This window comes from Peribacillus sp. SRI_006 (assembly GCF_057586375.1).
In genome coordinates, this window is sequence record NZ_JBYCZT010000001.1 from 441,159 (window position 1) to 458,319 (window position 17,161).

At 42.9% G+C, this 17,161-nt stretch carries 15 protein-coding genes; 14 read left to right on the forward strand and 1 reads right to left on the reverse strand.

What is annotated here, in order from left to right; genetic code table 11:
• The first annotated feature begins 1 nt into the window (after position 1).
• The 10 genes from AC2YHV_RS02170 to AC2YHV_RS02215 all read left to right on the forward strand — a co-directional run bounded on the left by AC2YHV_RS02170 (position 2) and on the right by AC2YHV_RS02215 (position 12,117).
• Complete coding sequence (locus AC2YHV_RS02170) at positions 2-1,285, forward strand: dihydrolipoamide acetyltransferase family protein (protein WP_487372490.1); 1,284 nt, start codon at positions 2-4, stop codon at positions 1,283-1,285.
• Between the two features lie 319 nt (positions 1,286-1,604).
• Positions 1,605-3,506: a methylmalonyl-CoA mutase family protein gene (locus AC2YHV_RS02175; RefSeq protein WP_487372491.1), complete on the forward strand. Its 1,902-nt coding sequence runs from the start codon at positions 1,605-1,607 to the stop codon at positions 3,504-3,506.
• Position 3,507: 1 nt separating this feature from the next.
• A complete protein-coding gene (gene scpA, locus AC2YHV_RS02180; RefSeq protein ID WP_440438914.1) occupies positions 3,508-5,700 on the forward strand; it encodes a methylmalonyl-CoA mutase in 2,193 nt (730 codons plus the stop codon).
• Positions 5,700-6,833 (forward strand): methylmalonyl Co-A mutase-associated GTPase MeaB, encoded by a 1,134-nt coding sequence (gene meaB / locus AC2YHV_RS02185; RefSeq protein WP_487372492.1) that lies wholly within the window; start codon positions 5,700-5,702, stop codon positions 6,831-6,833. The genes scpA and meaB overlap by 1 nt, the downstream gene beginning before the upstream one ends.
• 203 nt (positions 6,834-7,036) lie before the next feature.
• Positions 7,037-7,474 carry a BrxA/BrxB family bacilliredoxin gene (locus AC2YHV_RS02190; protein ID WP_034308239.1) on the forward strand — a complete coding sequence of 146 codons (438 nt, stop codon included), beginning with the start codon at positions 7,037-7,039 and terminating at the stop codon, positions 7,472-7,474.
• Between the two features lie 619 nt (positions 7,475-8,093).
• Positions 8,094-8,897, forward strand: coding sequence for a transporter substrate-binding domain-containing protein (locus tag AC2YHV_RS02195; protein ID WP_170946886.1), 804 nt, complete (start codon positions 8,094-8,096; stop codon positions 8,895-8,897).
• A 119-nt stretch (positions 8,898-9,016) separates the two neighbouring features.
• Positions 9,017-9,676: an amino acid ABC transporter permease gene (locus AC2YHV_RS02200; protein ID WP_057278878.1), complete on the forward strand. Its 660-nt coding sequence runs from the start codon at positions 9,017-9,019 to the stop codon at positions 9,674-9,676.
• Positions 9,669-10,391, forward strand: coding sequence for an amino acid ABC transporter ATP-binding protein (locus AC2YHV_RS02205; protein WP_034308235.1), 723 nt, complete (start codon positions 9,669-9,671; stop codon positions 10,389-10,391). Before AC2YHV_RS02200 ends, AC2YHV_RS02205 begins: the two co-directional genes overlap by 8 nt.
• 190 nt (positions 10,392-10,581) lie before the next feature.
• The gene (locus tag AC2YHV_RS02210) at positions 10,582-11,571 is read left to right on the forward strand and encodes an aromatic acid exporter family protein (RefSeq protein WP_057278779.1); all 990 of its coding nucleotides are present in this window, start codon (positions 10,582-10,584) and stop codon (positions 11,569-11,571) included.
• Positions 11,572-11,601: 30 nt separating this feature from the next.
• Positions 11,602-12,117 carry a L,D-transpeptidase gene (locus AC2YHV_RS02215; protein WP_057278778.1) on the forward strand — a complete coding sequence of 172 codons (516 nt, stop codon included), beginning with the start codon at positions 11,602-11,604 and terminating at the stop codon, positions 12,115-12,117.
• Between the two features lie 42 nt (positions 12,118-12,159).
• On the opposite strand, the gene prli42 is transcribed toward AC2YHV_RS02215, so the two are convergent.
• On the reverse strand, positions 12,160-12,255 hold the full coding sequence (prli42, locus tag AC2YHV_RS02220) for a stressosome-associated protein Prli42 (protein WP_156500278.1): 96 nt from the start codon (positions 12,253-12,255) through the stop codon (positions 12,160-12,162).
• Between the two features lie 167 nt (positions 12,256-12,422).
• On the opposite strand from prli42, the gene mce reads away from it, so the two are divergent.
• From mce to AC2YHV_RS02240, 4 genes are all read left to right on the forward strand, one after another.
• Complete coding sequence (gene mce / locus AC2YHV_RS02225; RefSeq protein WP_034308227.1) at positions 12,423-12,848, forward strand: methylmalonyl-CoA epimerase; 426 nt, start codon at positions 12,423-12,425, stop codon at positions 12,846-12,848.
• Positions 12,845-14,395 carry an acyl-CoA carboxylase subunit beta gene (locus AC2YHV_RS02230; protein WP_063575704.1) on the forward strand — a complete coding sequence of 517 codons (1,551 nt, stop codon included), beginning with the start codon at positions 12,845-12,847 and terminating at the stop codon, positions 14,393-14,395. The genes mce and AC2YHV_RS02230 overlap by 4 nt, the downstream gene beginning before the upstream one ends.
• 187 nt (positions 14,396-14,582) lie before the next feature.
• Positions 14,583-15,704: a tripeptidase T gene (locus tag AC2YHV_RS02235; protein WP_048678525.1), complete on the forward strand. Its 1,122-nt coding sequence runs from the start codon at positions 14,583-14,585 to the stop codon at positions 15,702-15,704.
• A 173-nt stretch (positions 15,705-15,877) separates the two neighbouring features.
• Positions 15,878-17,152, forward strand: a complete 1,275-nt coding sequence (locus tag AC2YHV_RS02240; protein WP_053535660.1) for a DNA polymerase IV — start codon at positions 15,878-15,880, stop codon at positions 17,150-17,152.
• Positions 17,153-17,161: the final 9 nt, after the last annotated feature.

Below are 17,161 nucleotides of genomic sequence, written 5' to 3' on the forward strand. Positions count from 1 at the left end.
TATGGCTATGGAATTAATGAAGATGCCCCAACTAGGCGAAAGTGTCACAGAGGGAACCATCAGTAAATGGCTTGTGAAGCCTGGAGATCATGTCACGAAATACGACCCGCTAGCTGAAGTGATGACGGATAAAGTAAATGCTGAGGTTCCTTCTTCCTTCACCGGCATCATCAAGGAATTGAAAGCGGATGAGAATCAAACATTGGCAGTCGGAGAAGTCATTTGCTCGATTGAAGTTGAAACGGGAAAGACGGATAATGAAAATGCTGGGCAAATTTCTCATAATGAGGAAAAAGTTGATGCACCTGTTATAAGAGATGTACAGCAAGCGGCAGAACCATCAAGGAAAGCTCGCTATTCACCAGCTGTGTTAAAACTTTCCCAGGAGCATGGAATCGATCTATCAAAAGTTAAAGGAACGGGGAATGAGGGACGGATCACCCGTAAAGATTTACTGAAACTTGTTGAATCAGGGAATCTTCCTAAGGCGGATGAGCCTTCCGCAATTTACGATGCGGCTCCTGAAGAGATCGCCCCTCAAGTCAATCGTCAAACAAGTCCTGTAACAAACGTGCCGACTGCGGCTGGTGACAAGGAAATACCGGTCACCGGCATCCGTAAGGCAATTGCGTCCAATATGTTGAAAAGTAAGCACGAAATTCCGCATGCTTGGACGATGGTGGAAGTTGACGCCAGCAATATGGTGAAGTTGCGTGATAATCTAAAATCCGATTTTAAACAAAAAGAAGGCTATAATTTAACTTACTTTGCCTTTTTCGTAAAAGCGGTTGCTCAAGCCCTTACGGAATTTCCAGAACTGAATTCGATGTGGGCCGGCGAAAAAATCGTACAAAAGAAAGAAATCAATATATCGATAGCCGTTGCAACTGAAGATGCCCTATTTGTTCCGGTCATTAAAAATGCAGATGAAAAATCAATCAAAGGTATAGCAAGGGAAATACAGGAACTTGCATCCAAAGTGAAGTCAGGTAAGTTAAAAGCAGAGGATATGCAAGGTGGTACGTTCACTGTTAATAACACTGGCTCATTCGGTTCTGTCCAGTCAATGGGAATCATCAATTATCCACAGGCAGCCATTTTACAGGTTGAAACGATTGTAAAACGTCCAGTGGTCATTAATGACATGATTGCAGTACGAGATATGGTGAATCTCTGTTTATCACTTGATCATCGTGTTTTGGACGGACTGGTATGCGGACGATTCCTCGCGAGGGTTAAAGAAATCATCGAAAAGATTTCCAAAGACAACACTCCCATATACTAAAATGAAGAAAAGGAAGGCCGGAAGGTCCTTCCTTTTTTTTTTGCACTTCGCTTTTCCGTAGAAAAACATCGACAAAAATTTTATTTTTGCTATTATTTTATTAAGGGCTGTTCTAATACAGGTCAGGGGCTGTACTTGATGTGAAGAGGCAAAATAGGCTAGTGATTTCCCTAATAACAGGTTTGCTAATTTCTATTGTCTTAAATTTCAAGAAAATTATGGTAGAATGTTAGTATAATCCAGATCAAATTGACGGGAGGGTGGTTTTCTTATCCAAAACTGACTGAGCGTTCGTTCTCCCAATGAAGGAACAGGGCGTATGAGGATAAGAAAGCGATTACAGATGGAACTGAAAGATGTAAAAAACATAACCTTTCCTAAGCCTTCTTTTGAAGAGTGGAAAGAAGCTGCGGAAGCAAGTTTAAAAGGGAAAAGTGTAGAAAAGCTTAAAACGAATACATATGAGGGCATCGCTTTATATCCACTCTATACAGAAAAGGCGGAATCAACGGAAAAAGTAGCTGAATTGCCAGGATTTTTCCCTTTCACCCGAGGAACGTCCCCAACGGGATATCATGACAAACCTTGGCTTGCCGTTCAACCTGTAAGCGGTATCACGGCTGAAGAAGCAAATGAAAAGATGAGGGCTGCATTCAAACGCGGTCAAAATGTCGTGGCATACCCTGCACGATTGCTTTCCGGGGGAGCAAGGGCTGAAACATTGTTTAAGGAAATCCCATTAAAAGAAATGCCGGTTTTCATTGACCTTAAGGGGAAACAAAAAGAATTATTCCCTCAATTCAAAGCTGTTGCCGAAGCACAAAATACCCAATTGACAGGCGTCATTGCTGAAGATCCAATTGCAGAATGGCTCATTTGCGGTCAGCTGCCAGAAGATACGGATAACCATTTTGCAGAATGGCTGAAGACGATCCAGGATTATCAGAAGGTAGGCAGTGATTTAAAAACAGTTTTGATTAATACGGCAGTCTACCATAATGGAGGAGCCAATGCCGTACAAGAAATAGCTTACGGATTATCGGCAGCCGTCCAATATCTATTGGAAGGGCAAAAGCAAGGGCTTTCTATTGCTGCGGTTTCCGAAAAAATAGTATTCTCGTTTGCAGTGGATTCTAATTACTTCATGTCCATCGCTAAACTGAGGGCTGCCAGAAGGCTTTGGGCAGGTCTTGCAGAAGCTTTCGATACAGCATCGGACCATTTTAAAATGACGATACATGCCGTAACTTCCGAGTTGACGGAAACGCTATATGATCAGCACGTCAATATTCTTCGGACCACGAACCAAGCTTTTGCAGCAGCTATTGGAGGCATTCAATATCTTCAAATCCATCCATTTACACACGCAACCGGTGAAACCGATGAGTTTTCAGAAAGAATTGCCCGTAATACTCACTTGATTTTAAAAGAAGAAACAAATATTACAACAGTTGTCGATCCTGCTGGCGGTTCATGGTATGTTGAGCAACTAACGGATGAATTGGCTGAAAAGGCTTGGGCAAAATTCCTTGAAATCGATGCAGCTGGAGGGATTCTGGAGCTAATTAAACAAGGTACCCTTCAGAAAGAAATAGCTGAAGTTTACCAAGAAAGAGTTCAAAATGCGGCTTTCAGAAAAGAAAGTATCATCGGAACGAATGTATATCCGAATCCCGCTGATAAGATTAAAAACACCACAAAGGATAAACATGTGTCGTATATGAAAGTTGCGAAGCCGGTTGGCATTACCCCACTTGAATTGGAACGGGTATCCAGTCAGTTCGAACAGATAAGACTGCGCAGTGAAAAGTTTAAAGGAATAAGCGGAATGGCTCCAACTATCGGTTTAATTAATTTGATAAATCTCAAATCCTATAAACCTCGTGCAGATTTCGTTCAAAGTCTTGCGGCAGCAGGTGGTATTGAAACAATCGGCAGTAAGGGATGTCAAACCGTTGAGGAAGCAATCGATTATGTAGCTGCGACCAAGCTCCCAATCTATTGTCTTTGCGGCAGTGATGGTGACTATTCGGAATTAGCGCCAGTCATCATCAAAGAAATTAAAAAGCAATTCCCTGAAATCACTATTTATAGTGCCGGCAAGCAGCAAGAAGAATTGGAGATTACACTAAGAGAAGCCGGGGTCAAAGATTTTATCCATGTTAAAATGAATGCAATATCCATTTTACTTGAATTATTGCAGAAGCTAGGGGTGAACTGAAATGAAAAAACCGAATTTTTCTGCTATAAATCCTGCTAAGTCCGAGATGAAAGGTACAGTGGAAGCATGGAAAAAGGAAGTCGAAAAGGCCGTTGGGAAAAACATTGAGGATCTTCTGTTTGAAACCAATGAACAAATAAAAATCAAGCCGCTTTATGTTGAGGAAGATATTCGCGGCCTGGAGCATATGGAAAGTGTGCCAGGCATCGCTCCTTTTACAAGGGGTCCCTATCCTTCGATGTATGTCAATCGTCCTTGGACGGTACGGCAGTATGCAGGTTTTTCGACTGCTGAGGAATCCAATGCGTTTTACAGACGTAATCTGGCGATGGGGCAAAAAGGGCTCTCAGTTGCTTTTGATTTAGCTACACACCGCGGTTATGACTCCGATCATCCGCGCGTTGTCGGTGATGTGGGGAAGGCGGGAGTTGCCATTGATTCCATTCTTGACATGAAGATCCTGTTCAACGGCATTCCGCTTGATCAGATGTCCGTGTCAATGACAATGAACGGTGCAGTATTACCGATCCTTGCGTTTTATATCGTGACAGCTGAAGAACAAGGCGTAACACAGGATAAGCTTTCAGGCACGATTCAAAATGACATCTTAAAGGAATACATGGTTAGGAATACGTATATCTACCCGCCTGAAATGTCCATGAAAATCATAGCTGATATCTTTGAGTATACTTCCAAATATATGCCCAAGTTCAATTCCATTTCCATCTCCGGTTATCATCTGCAAGAAGCGGGGGCGCCGGCTGATATCGAACTTGCCTATACGTTGGCGGATGGGCTTGAGTATGCACGTACCGGAATGAAAGCAGGCATTGATATCGATAAATTTGCACCACGCCTGTCATTCTTCTGGGCTGTAGGAATGAACTATTTCATGGAAGTGGCGAAAATGCGGGCGGCTCGTTTCATTTGGTCAAAACTGATGAAACAATTCGAACCGAAAAATAATAAAGCGATGGCATTGAGGACTCATTCCCAAACCTCCGGCTGGAGCCTTTCCGAGCAGGATCCGTTTAACAATGTCGCAAGGACCCTTATTGAAGCGCATGCGGCTGCACTTGGACATACACAGTCGCTCCATACGAACGCATTGGATGAGGCCATTGCCCTGCCAACGGATTTCTCGGCACGTATTGCACGTAATACACAGCTCTATCTGCAGGAGGAAACCGGAATCACAAAAGTAATCGATCCATGGGCAGGTTCTTACTATGTAGAATCGCTCACTAATGAATTGATCGAACGGGCTTGGGCTCACATAGAGGAAATCGAAGGTCTGGGAGGAATGGCGAAGGCAATTGAAACCGGCCTTCCAAAAATGAGGATCGAGGAAGCCGCTGCAAAGCGTCAGGCTAAAATCGATTCTCAAGATGAAACGATCGTAGGCGTCAATAAGTATCGGTTGAAAAAAGAAGATCCGATTGAAATACTGGAGATTGACAATACAGCAGTTCGCGAAAGTCAGCTTAAGCGATTGAGCGAATTGAAGGCGAAACGTGATCAGGCAAAGGTGGATGAAGCTCTTAAAGCGCTTTCAATGGCGGCCAGAACTGGAGAGGGTAACCTTCTTGAACTGGCTGTGCAAGCAGCAAGAGTACGGGCTTCATTAGGGGAAATCTCCGATGCGATCGAAGAGGTGGCTGGACGTCACAAAGCAACGATCCGTTCTATCAGCGGCGTATACAGCTCGGCTTACTCAAAAGAAGCGGAAATTGAGGAAGTCGTCCGCATGACGGAAGAATTCCTTGAAAATGAAGGAAGAAGACCGCGTTTGTTAATGGCTAAAATGGGCCAGGACGGTCATGATCGCGGAGCTAAAGTAGTCGGAACGGGGTTTGCGGATTTAGGCTATGATGTCGATATCGGTCCATTATTCCAAACACCGAAAGAAACCGCCATCCAGGCCGTGGAAAATGATGTGCATGTAGTCGGAATGAGTTCCCTAGCTGCCGGCCATAAAACATTGTTGCCGCAGCTTATGACGGAACTGAAGAACTTGGGACGAGAGGACATCATAGTGATCGTAGGCGGCGTCATCCCTGCACAGGATTATGATTATCTTATGGAAAATGGCGCTACAGCCATTTTTGGACCTGGGACGGTCATTCCGCAGGCAGCAAAGAAAGTGCTTCAGGAAATATACAATCGCCTCGGATATGAGGAAGTGGCCCAATAATGAGTGAAGACAAGAAGCCGGAATGGGTCGATCTTAACAATAAGGAAGGTTTTGCTTCCTCATTAAAGCCAGGTGTGGAATTAGCAGCCAGCCAAAACAAACCTTCAAAAAGCAAATTCGTCAAAAAACATAATGTAAACATACCGGTCCATGAACTTAAAGAGGGAATCATAAAAGGGGACAGGGCCAAGCTAGCCAAAGGGATTACATTGATTGAAAGCAATGCATCCCACCATTTGGATCATGCACAGGAATTATTGCAAGCCATCCTTCCTCATACAGGGAACTCAATGCGAATCGGGATTTCCGGAGTGCCCGGTGCCGGGAAAAGTACCTTCATCGAGACGTTCGGAACCTACTTATGTGACAGGGGCCATAAGGTTGCCGTTCTAGCCGTCGACCCAAGCTCTTCGGTCAATGGCGGAAGTATACTGGGCGATAAGACAAGGATGGAGGAACTGGCTAGAAACCCCCATGCCTTCATAAGACCCTCACCATCCGAAGGAACTCTTGGCGGGGTTCACCGCAAAACGAGGGAAACGATGTTGCTTTGTGAAGCGGCAGGTTTTGATGTGATACTGATAGAAACTGTCGGGGTCGGGCAGAGTGAAGCTATAGTTCGAAGTATGGTCGACTTCTTCATGCTCCTTGTCCTAACGGGTGCCGGAGATGAATTGCAAGGGATGAAAAAAGGGATTCTGGAACTTGTGGACGGAATTGTTGTCAATAAGGCCGACGGCGAGAACCTCCCCCTGGCGATTAGGACGAAATCCGAATATAGCAGAATTTTGCACTTCCTTCAGCCAGCCACAAAGGGTTGGGCAGGAAAGGCATATACTTGTTCCGCCCTAACTGGTAAAGGAATTCCTGAGCTTTGGGATGTATTGAATGAATTTTCCCAAATGACCAAGGAATCGGGTGTTTTTCAAGAACGGAGAAGAATGCAATCTAGGGAATGGCTTTATTCATTGATCGATCACCAGCTTAAAACGATGTTTTATAAAAATGAAACCGTCAAGAGTCTTCTCCCTATGCTCGAGAATCAAGTGATGTCAGGGAATAAAACGGTCACTGCTGCTGTTAAGCAGGCCTTTCAATCTTTTGCAGAAACATTTAAGTCTAATGAAAAATAAATGGGATGGGGCAGGCATGGATCTATTCCCACGCCTGCCCCATCCTTTTGTAAGTCTTGTTGTTACACACATGATTCCCGCTCCCCTTTCGTTTTAAACATGTTCGGAACGGATTATGCGGTTTTAACAGGTAAATTTATTGAATCACGAAGAGGCAATTGTTATGATAGGATTGAAGAGAAAACTTGGAAGGAGCAAATGCCATGAATATGGATTTTAATTTTTTAATGAACGACGTAGTCAAACAGGCTCGCGATGAGATTAAGACTGCTGGATATACAGAACTGACCACTCCCGAAGAAGTAGAGGAAGTATTTGCGCAAAAAGGAACGACACTTGTTATGGTAAACTCCGTTTGTGGCTGCGCTGGGGGAATAGCTAGACCTGCAGCTGCTCATGCAATCCATAATGATAAACGCCCAGATCAGCTTGTAACCGTTTTTGCTGGGCAAGATAAAGAGGCGACGGAAAAAGCCCGTGATTATTTCGAAGGATATCCGCCGTCATCCCCATCATTTGCATTGCTGAAGGATGGAAAAATCATCACCATGATAGAACGCCATGAAATTGAAGGGCACCACCCGATGTCTGTAGTAGAAAAATTACAAGACTACTTCGATCAATATTGCGAAGAAGTTTAATCCATATCGATAAACTAAAAACCCGCCCAATCGGCGGGTTTTAGTTTGTCGACAAAAAGAGATTCGGAATGATCTCATCCTGAACAGAATCTTCAAACAAGGCTAGATCACCATAGGTGGTTATTACTTTAAATCATAATTGGAATGCCGCGATTACGACAGCCCTCCCGGATAATTTGCTTTTATGCCCCTTTAGGTGCTTGCTTTAATGAGGCATTGGCAGACAGTCGGCGGAAAGGGAGCGGATTTCTGGAATCAATAGAAATACTTTTTTAAGAAAAAAACTATATGAAAACTGGCTTTTGTTCGAATTTTGTCTACAGTCTGAACCCGCCCAATCGGTGGGTTTTTTTATTCATGAAATTGCATAAGTCAGGAACTTTTGGGAAAGAAGATAGATATGGAGGCGGATATATTACCTTTGATGAGAAAGCACGAAGCCCAGATGTGGAATTATGATAATATTCTGAAAAATGAATCTATTATTTACGTTATTGAATAATTATTAGAGTGTGTTAAAATACACATTAGTGTATGAATATTAGTTATTCGAAATTAAACTAACCTAATTTAATAACAAGAGAATTGAAAATATCATTTTGGAGGAATAATAATGAAGTTGAAAAAGCAGTTAGCATTGTTGCTTACTTCTATTTTATTAGTAGGTATTTTAGCGGCATGCGGAACATCAGAGAAAGAAGATAAGAACACAGCTGACAATGAAGACAAGAAGGTCCTGGTAATGGGAACATCTGCGGATTATCCGCCATTTGAATTTGTTGAAACATCTAAAAGTGATGAAATCCAAGGATTTGACATTGATATCGCTAAAGCAATCGGAAAAAAATTAGGTTATGAGGTCGAAGTGAAGGACATTGACTTTAATAGTCTTGTACCTGCCCTGGAAAATAAATCGGTCGATTTCGTTATCTCCGGAATGACTCCAACAGAAAAACGTGAGCAATCAGTCGATTTCAGTGATATTTACTATACAGCTAAAAACATGATCATCACCACAAAGGACAGTAAAATCAAAACTGTTGAAGATTTAAAAGGGAAAACGGTAGGCGTACAGCTTGCATCCATTCAGGAGACATTGGCAAATGACTTGAATAAATCCCAAGATATCGGGATGAAAGTTGAAAAACGGAATCGTATTCCTGAGGTTGTTCAAGAAATGTCAACAGGACGTTTTGACGCCGTGATCATGGAAGATACTGTTGCAAAAGGCTACTTGAAAGATAATAAAGAATTGGTTGGCCATTTGATCAAGTCTGGTGATCAAGATGCCGGTTCGGCAATCGCTTTCCAAAAAGGAAGCAAGTTAACTGAAGAATTCAATGCCGAGTTGAAAAAAATGATGGAAAATGGTGAAATGGAAAAATTAATATTAAAATGGTTCGGTGGCAGTGAAACTGAATAAAACAGAGAGATGAAAAGCGTTCAGAATGCCTTCTGAACGTTTTTCCGCGCTTTATTGTTAATAAAATGAAGCAGGAGGAAGGCCCAAGATAACGGCCTTCATAAGAGAGGATGAATGGAGTGAATCTGGAATTTGAAAGGATTATGCCTTCCCTTCCATATATCCTGGAGGGTATGCCGACTACATTAAAGGTTGTAGCGGTAGCGGCAGTAATCGGATTTGTTTTGGGAATATTATTATCTATACTTAAAATCAGCAGAATCAAGCCATTGAATTGGATTGCTGACTTTTATACATCCATTTTTCGCGGTACCCCTTTGGTGCTGCAATTAATGCTGATTTATTTTGGTTCACCACAAATATTAGGGATTCAAATCGAAGCGTTCCAAGCAGCATTTTTAGCATTCGGGCTAAATTCAGCTGCATATATCTCTGAAATTATCAGGGGAGGCATTTTAGCGGTCGATAAAGGCCAACGAGAGGCTGCACTTGCACTTGGGGTTCCCTATTCAGGGATGATGCTTAATATTATCCTTCCGCAGGCCATCAAGAACATCCTGCCATCCCTTGTTAACGAATTGATTTCCTTAACGAAGGAATCAGCCGTTGTCACAATTATTGGATTAGGGGATATCATGCGCCGTGCTTATATTGTCGGCGGTGAGACATATAAATTCTTCGAGCCGATTTTATTTGCCGGTCTCATTTATTATGTGATGGTCATGATTCTCACCATCTTAGGCAAAGTGATTGAAAGGAGAATGAGACGCAGTGATTAAAATTGATGGACTCAAAAAAAATTATGGTAAGCTCGAGGTTTTAAAGGGAATCAGCACCGAGATAGGACAGGGTGAAGTGGTAGCGATCATCGGTCCATCCGGTTCGGGAAAATCAACTTTCTTGCGCTGCATCAATATGCTTGAAACTCCAACTGATGGTCAAATCAGGTTTAAAGATCAAATCATCACTGATAAAAAGACCAATATCATGAAAGTGCGTGAAAATGTCGGAATGGTATTTCAGCATTTTCATTTATTTCCACATAAAACCGTACTGGAGAATCTGATATATGCACCTATGAAGGTGAAAAAATTATCAAAGGCCGAGGCTGTAAAACAAGCTCGTGAGCTGTTGACTAAAGTCGGTTTGGCCGATAAAGAATCGACTTATCCGAATCGTCTGTCAGGCGGACAAAAACAAAGGGTCGCGATTGCACGGGCATTGGCAATGAACCCGGAAGTAATGCTTTTCGATGAGCCGACTTCAGCGCTTGACCCCGAGATGGTAAAAGAAGTGCTCGAGGTTATGAAGTCACTGGCACATACGGGGATGACCATGCTGATTGTAACGCATGAAATGGGCTTCGCCAAAGAAGTGGCCGATCGAGTACTATTCCTGGACGGGGGTCTGCTCGTTGAGGAAAGTGCTCCGGAAGATTTCTTTTCCAATCCGAAAAGCCAGCGTGCAAAAGACTTCTTGGAAAAAGTTTTATAAGCTAAAGCAAATAGTATATAATTGTGAAAAAAGGTAACGTTTAGTTACCTTTTTTATTTTTTTCCTATAATGTATTTTTGCGTGCGTGTATTTAGAAAAATTGGGAATTTAACTCGCAAAGGACTGTAAAAATTTCTGATTTCCTGATAGTATTATAATAGATGGAGAAAGAGCCAGGTGATACATAACAATGTTTAAAATCGGATACAGGACGATTAAAACTGCTTTGGGGGCCACCCTGGCAATTATTATTGCACAAATGCTTAATCTCGAATATTTCTCTGCCGCGGGAATCATTGCGATCTTATGCATCCAAGTTACAAAAAAGAAGTCGGTGTATGCCTCCTGGCACCGGTTTTTAGCTTGTTTGATCGCAATGGCCTATGCATCCCTATTATTTCAGTTCATCGCATTCCATCCGCTGATAATAGGTTTGATTCTCTTGATTTTCATTCCAACGGCTGTTGCCTTGAAGATTAATGAGGGGATCGTGACGAGCAGCGTCATCATCATGCACCTATACGGGTCCGGTGACATCACTTTTTCCCTGCTGATCAATGAAACGATATTAATTGCAGTGGGAGTCGGAGTGGCACTTGTCATGAATCTGTACATGCCCAGTGTCGATGACAAACTGCTGGCCTATCAGGAAAGTATCGAAACGAACTTCAGTGCGATCTTGATGGGAATTGTCCGCTATTTGAGGGATAATGATCACACATGGGATGGTAAGGAAATCACCGAAACAGCCAACCTTCTTAATCAAGCCAAGAGCCTTGCCTTCAGGGACGTGGAAAATCATTTCTTAAGGGAAGAAGACCTGTATTACCATTATTTCAAAATGCGTGAAAAGCAATTTGAAATAATTGAACGAATTCTTCCCCTGGTCACGAATATTCCGTTGGTCGTCAAGCAAAGCGGGATAGTGGCTGATTTTATAGAAGATTTGGCAGAAAACGTCCACCCACAAAATACGGCCATCCTTTATCTGAGGAAGCTTGAAGAAATGGAGATTCATTTTAGGGGAATGCCACTGCCGCAGACACGTGAAGAGTTCGAATCCAGGGCTGCATTACTGCAGCTCATGAAGGAAATGGAGCGCTATTTATTGTTGAAGCATTCCTTCAAGGGATTACCCAAGCTGACCGGCAACCGAATGAAAAAGAGGCACTTGGCTTAAACTAAGCAAAAAAGTAAAGGAATGATACAAATGAAATGGATCCTTTCTTTGTTGCTTATTCTATCTTTGTGGCCGTTACAGGTACAGGCCCAGCCTCAATCGGTTAAGCCTGGCGATCCATTTATCATCATCAATAAAGCCAACAATAAATTGGCGTTCATTGATGATAACGAGGTCAAGGAGATTCTGCCGGTCGGTACGGGAAAGAGTCAGGAACTGACACCTGAAGGGATCTTCACGGTCAAAGTGAAAGCGGTCAATCCATATTACCGGAAAAAGAATATTCCTGGCGGTGATCCCAGGAACCCTTTGGGGTCGCGGTGGATTGGATTCGATGCGCGAAATACCGATGGGAGGATATACGGCATACATGGTACGAATCAGCCATCATCGATTGGTGAATATATTTCAAATGGCTGTGTACGGATGCATAAATCCGATGTGGAGCGTTTGTACGAAAAAGTCCCCATCGGCACTAAGGTGTTGATCACCCTATCGAACGAGGATTTCAAAACGCTGGCTAAGAAAAATGGAGCGATAAAATAAAGAGAGGGAAGCTTTTTGCTCCCCTCCCCAATACGTTGTCTATTACAAAAGAAATGCGATCCCTGATAATAAGCTCATTAATAACATTGAGATAAGCATTAAATACACGACGATCTTTCTGATTTTCCTGTTTCCCATATGCTCTCTCCCTTAATACAGTTTGATTGATTTTATTTTAACTTGAACATTTAGTAGAAACAAGTAAAAGTATAATGTTCATATTATTCCGAATCTTAAAAGGCTTTAATGCAAGATTAGTAGTATTTTAATGGAGTCATCCAATAATACATAGCATGGGGGTTTTTATGATGATTAAAAATATCGATCATATTGGTATTGCCGTCAAGTCACTAGATGAAGCCTTGCCGCTTTACACGGAAACGTTGAAATTGAAACTTGAAGGAATCGAGACAGTGGAGAGCCAAGGAGTGAAAGTGGCCTTCATCCTGGCAGGCAATACCCGTTTGGAATTGTTGGAAGCGTTGTCACCTGCAAGCCCAATCGCCAAATTCATCGAAAAACGCGGTGAAGGGATTCATCATGTGGCACTAGGCGTCGATGACATCGAAGATAGAATAAAAGAAATCAAAGAAGCTGGATTGCGCATGATTGATGATTCATCAAGAAAGGGAGCGCACAATGCTGATGTTGCTTTCGTTCATCCAAAGTCTACCGCGGGAGTATTATATGAGCTTTGTGAACAAGCATTATCAAAGGAGGAGCAGAAATGACAGACATTTATGATACGATCAATGACCTATATGACAGACGCCGAAAAGTGGAAATGGGCGGCGGTGAAGAAAGAATCGATAAGCAGCATGAAAAGGGCAAACTTACGGCAAGGGAAAGAATTGAACTTCTAGTTGATCCAGGTACTTTCATCGAGCTTAATCCTTTTATCAAACATCGTAATACCAATTTCGGCATGGAAAAGGAAGAAGGGCCGGGAGAAGGGGTTGTCACCGGTTACGGAAAGGTCAACGGCCGCGACATTTATCTGTTTTCACAGGATTTTACTGTTTTTGGCGGTGCACTCGGTGAAATGCATGCCCTGAAAATTGCCAATGTTATGGATTTGGCAGCGAAAAATGGAGCCCCTTTCATCGGTTTAAACGATTCTGGCGGGGCGCGAATTCAAGAAGGCGTAGTTTCGCTTGACGGATATGGCCAAATATTTTACCGGAATTCCATATATTCAGGGGTCATTCCACAGATTTCGGTTATTATGGGACCTTGTGCAGGCGGAGCCGTATATTCCCCAGCCATTACCGACTTTGTCTTCATGGTTGAAAAAACGAGCCAAATGTTCATAACAGGTCCTAAAGTCATTGAAACGGTTACAGGCGAAAAGATTTCATCCGAAGGATTGGGCGGAGCGGCTGTACATAATACCATAAGCGGTAATGCCCATTTCAAAGGAGCATCTGAGGAGCAAGTTTTGGCAGACGTTAGACGGCTCCTGAGCTATCTTCCACAAAATAATGAAGAGAAGCCGCCGGTTTTGGAAGCGGATGAGGGAGATGACTACCGGCCGGACTTAACGGATGTAGTCCCTTATGAAGGGATCCGGCCATATGATGTTCGGAAAGTATTGGAGCAGGTTGTCGATGAGGATTCCTTTATGGAAGTGCAAGAGGGCTTTGCGAAAAACATAGTGGTCGGCTTGGCGCGGATCAAAGGGAAATCAGTGGGGCTTGTCTGTAACCAGCCAAAGGTATTGGCAGGGGGGCTTGATATAGATTCATCAGATAAAGCTGCCCGTTTTATTCGTTTTTGTGACTCGTTTAACATTCCGCTTATTACGTTTGAAGACGTTTCAGGGTTTTTCCCCGGCGTTAAACAAGAACATGGCGGAATCATTCGCCACGGTGCAAAGCTGCTATATGCTTATTCGGAAGCAACAGTACCTAAATTGACGATCATTCTGCGAAAAGCATACGGAGGTGCTTATGTGGCTCTTAATAGTAAATCCATCGGTGCGGATCTTACGTTTGCATGGCCGAATGCTGAAATCGCTGTAATGGGTTCTGCTGGAGCGGCAAATATCATTTTTGCCCGTGAAATTCAAAATAGCCAAGATCCGGAAGCGACACGAGCAGCTAAAATTGAAGAATACCGTGAGAAGTTCGCCAATCCATATGTCGCCGCAAGTCTTGGGATGGTGGATGATGTTATCGATCCCCGTGAAACCAGGATTAAGATCATTCAATCTCTTGATATGCTACGCAACAAAAAAGAAACTCGACCATGGAAAAAACACGGTAATATCCCGTTGTGATCAATCTTTGCCAGGAGCCCTAACGATCTGTTTTGGGCTCTTTTCCATACGGGGGAAGATATCATTTTGAAATAAGTCATCATTCACTTTTTAAAACGGTCTTAGGACCAGCATGCCACATTATTTGCCGGGGCACCGCTTTTAGAAGTATAATTGAAGAGGAAAACTTTTTTGGAGGTTTTATTTTATGATTAATGAAGAACGTTTAGTTAATGAATTTATGGAATTGGTGCAGATCGATTCCGAAACGAAAAATGAAGCAGCCATCGCCAAAGTGCTGAAAGAAAAATTCGGGGCACTTGGTGTAGAAGTTTTTGAAGATGATACAACAGCAGTCACCGGTCATGGTGCAGGGAATTTAGTATGTACTTTAAAAGGAACGAAAGAAGGCGTAGATACCATTTATTTCACCTCCCATATGGATACGGTTGTACCGGGTAATGGAATCAAGCCTTCCATCAAAGATGGATACATAGTGTCAGACGGAACGACCATATTAGGGGCGGATGACAAAGCTGGATTAGCGGTCATGTTAGAAACGCTTAAAGTGTTGAAAGAACAGAATATCGAACATGGTACAATTGAATTCATCATTACAGTCGGTGAAGAATCTGGCTTGGTAGGGGCAAAGGCATTGGATCGCTCCCTTGTAACGGCTAAATTCGGTTTTGCACTTGATAGTGATGGAAAAGTGGGCAATGTGGTTGTTGCTGCACCTACTCAGGCGAAAGTGTCCGCAACCATTTTAGGCAAGACTGCTCACGCTGGTGTCGCTCCAGAGAAAGGCGTTTCGGCCATTACGATCGCAGCCAAAGCAATCTCTAGAATGCCATTAGGCAGAATCGACGAAGAAACGACAGCCAATATCGGACGTTTCCAGGGGGGACAGCAAACCAATATTGTTTGTGACCATGTAGAAATCCTTGCAGAAGCAAGATCCTTGATCCCTGAAAAAATGGAAATACAGGTAGCGAAAATGAAAGAGGCTTTCGAGACTGCAGCCATTGAAATGGGCGGACGTGCTGAAGTTGAAGTTACCGTCATGTATCCTGGTTTTAAATATGGTGCTGGTGACCATGTTGTCGAAATCGCAAGAAAGGCAGCAGAGAAAATCGGCCGTCCATGCGAGCTGGTTAAAAGCGGCGGTGGAAGCGATGCAAATGTCATTGCAGGCTTTGGCATCCCTACTGTCAATCTCGCAGTGGGCTATGAAGATATCCATACTACGAATGAAAGAATTCCAGTTGAGGAATTAACGAAGCTAGCTGAAATGGTCATCACTATCATCAAAGAAGTTTCAGGGGAATAATCACCCATAATAGGTCAAGATGTTCAAAGTATTGAAGGATATATGTACAGTCATCAATGATATGATGGCTGTTTTTCTTGGAGTGGAAGCATCTTTCAGTGTGGTTACCAAAGATAAATAGGGATACTTTAATAGAAATGTTTTTTATTTTTACAAGGATGTGACGGTCAAACATGAAGGACATGTATCCCAAAAATGGCAGGGTCATTCTCCATGTAGACATGAATAGTTTCTATGCTTCAGTGGAAATGTCATATGATGTTTCATTGAAAGGCAAACCGCTTGCCATTGCAGGCAATGTTGAAGAGAGAAGGGGCATAATCGTCACCTGTAGCTATGAGGCGAGGAAGTTCGGGGTTAAAACGACCATGCCGATTTGGCAGGCGAAAAAATTATGTCCGCAATTAGTCATTCAGAAACCGAATTTCGAGCGCTATCGAAAGGCATCACTGGCTATTTTCGATGTTTTGAGGCAATATACAGAGATGGTTGAACCGGTTTCGATTGATGAGGGGTATCTGGATATCAGTGAATGCGCCGAATTGGGTTCGCCTTTAGATATAGCCAATAGCATTCAGGAAAGAATTTTTAATACGATGGATCTCCCTTGCAGTATCGGGATTGCCCCTAATAAATTTTTGGCCAAAACGGCTTCTGATATGAAGAAACCTATGGGGATCACCGTATTAAGGAAACGGGACATTCCGGAAAAGCTCTGGCCTTTACAAGTGGGCGAAATGCATGGCATCGGGGATAAGACATCGGAAAAGCTTCAAACTATCGGGATCATGACGATCAGGGACCTTGCACACGCCAATGATAGTCAACTTAAACAGCTTCTTGGGATCAATGGCATCCGTTTGAAAGATAGGGCTAATGGAATTGACCCAAGGGTAGTGGATCCCGAAGCGATTTTTGAGCATAAGAGCATCGGGAACTCGACAACTCTTCCGCATGACTCCGCCAATCAAAAAGAATTGATCGGTGTATTGGAAAAGCTTTCCGGGAAAGTTGCCGTCCGCTTGAGAAATAAACGCCTCCTTGGTCAAAAAATAGGTGTGACGATCCGTTACAAAGACCGCCGGACAATTACGAGAAGCAGGACGGTTCCAAATCCAGTTTTTGAAAAAAAGGATATTTTGGATGAAGCTATCGATCTCTTCATGAAAAATTGGAATGGGGAAGGAATCAGGCTTCTTGGTGTCACAGCCTATGATGTCATCGAAAAAGAGTCGGCCTTCAAGCAACTGGATATTTTCTCCTTTCAAGAGGATGCAGAAAAAGAACCTCTGTATGATGCGATGGAACACTTGCAAAATAAGTACGGAGAAAATATTATTAAAAAGGGATTACCCTTGAAAAAACGTTCAATAGGAACAGACACTAGCTTCAGCAAAGATTTCTTTGAGCAATCCAGGAGGAATGATCCTTCTTTTGACAAAGAATAGCGTACAAGC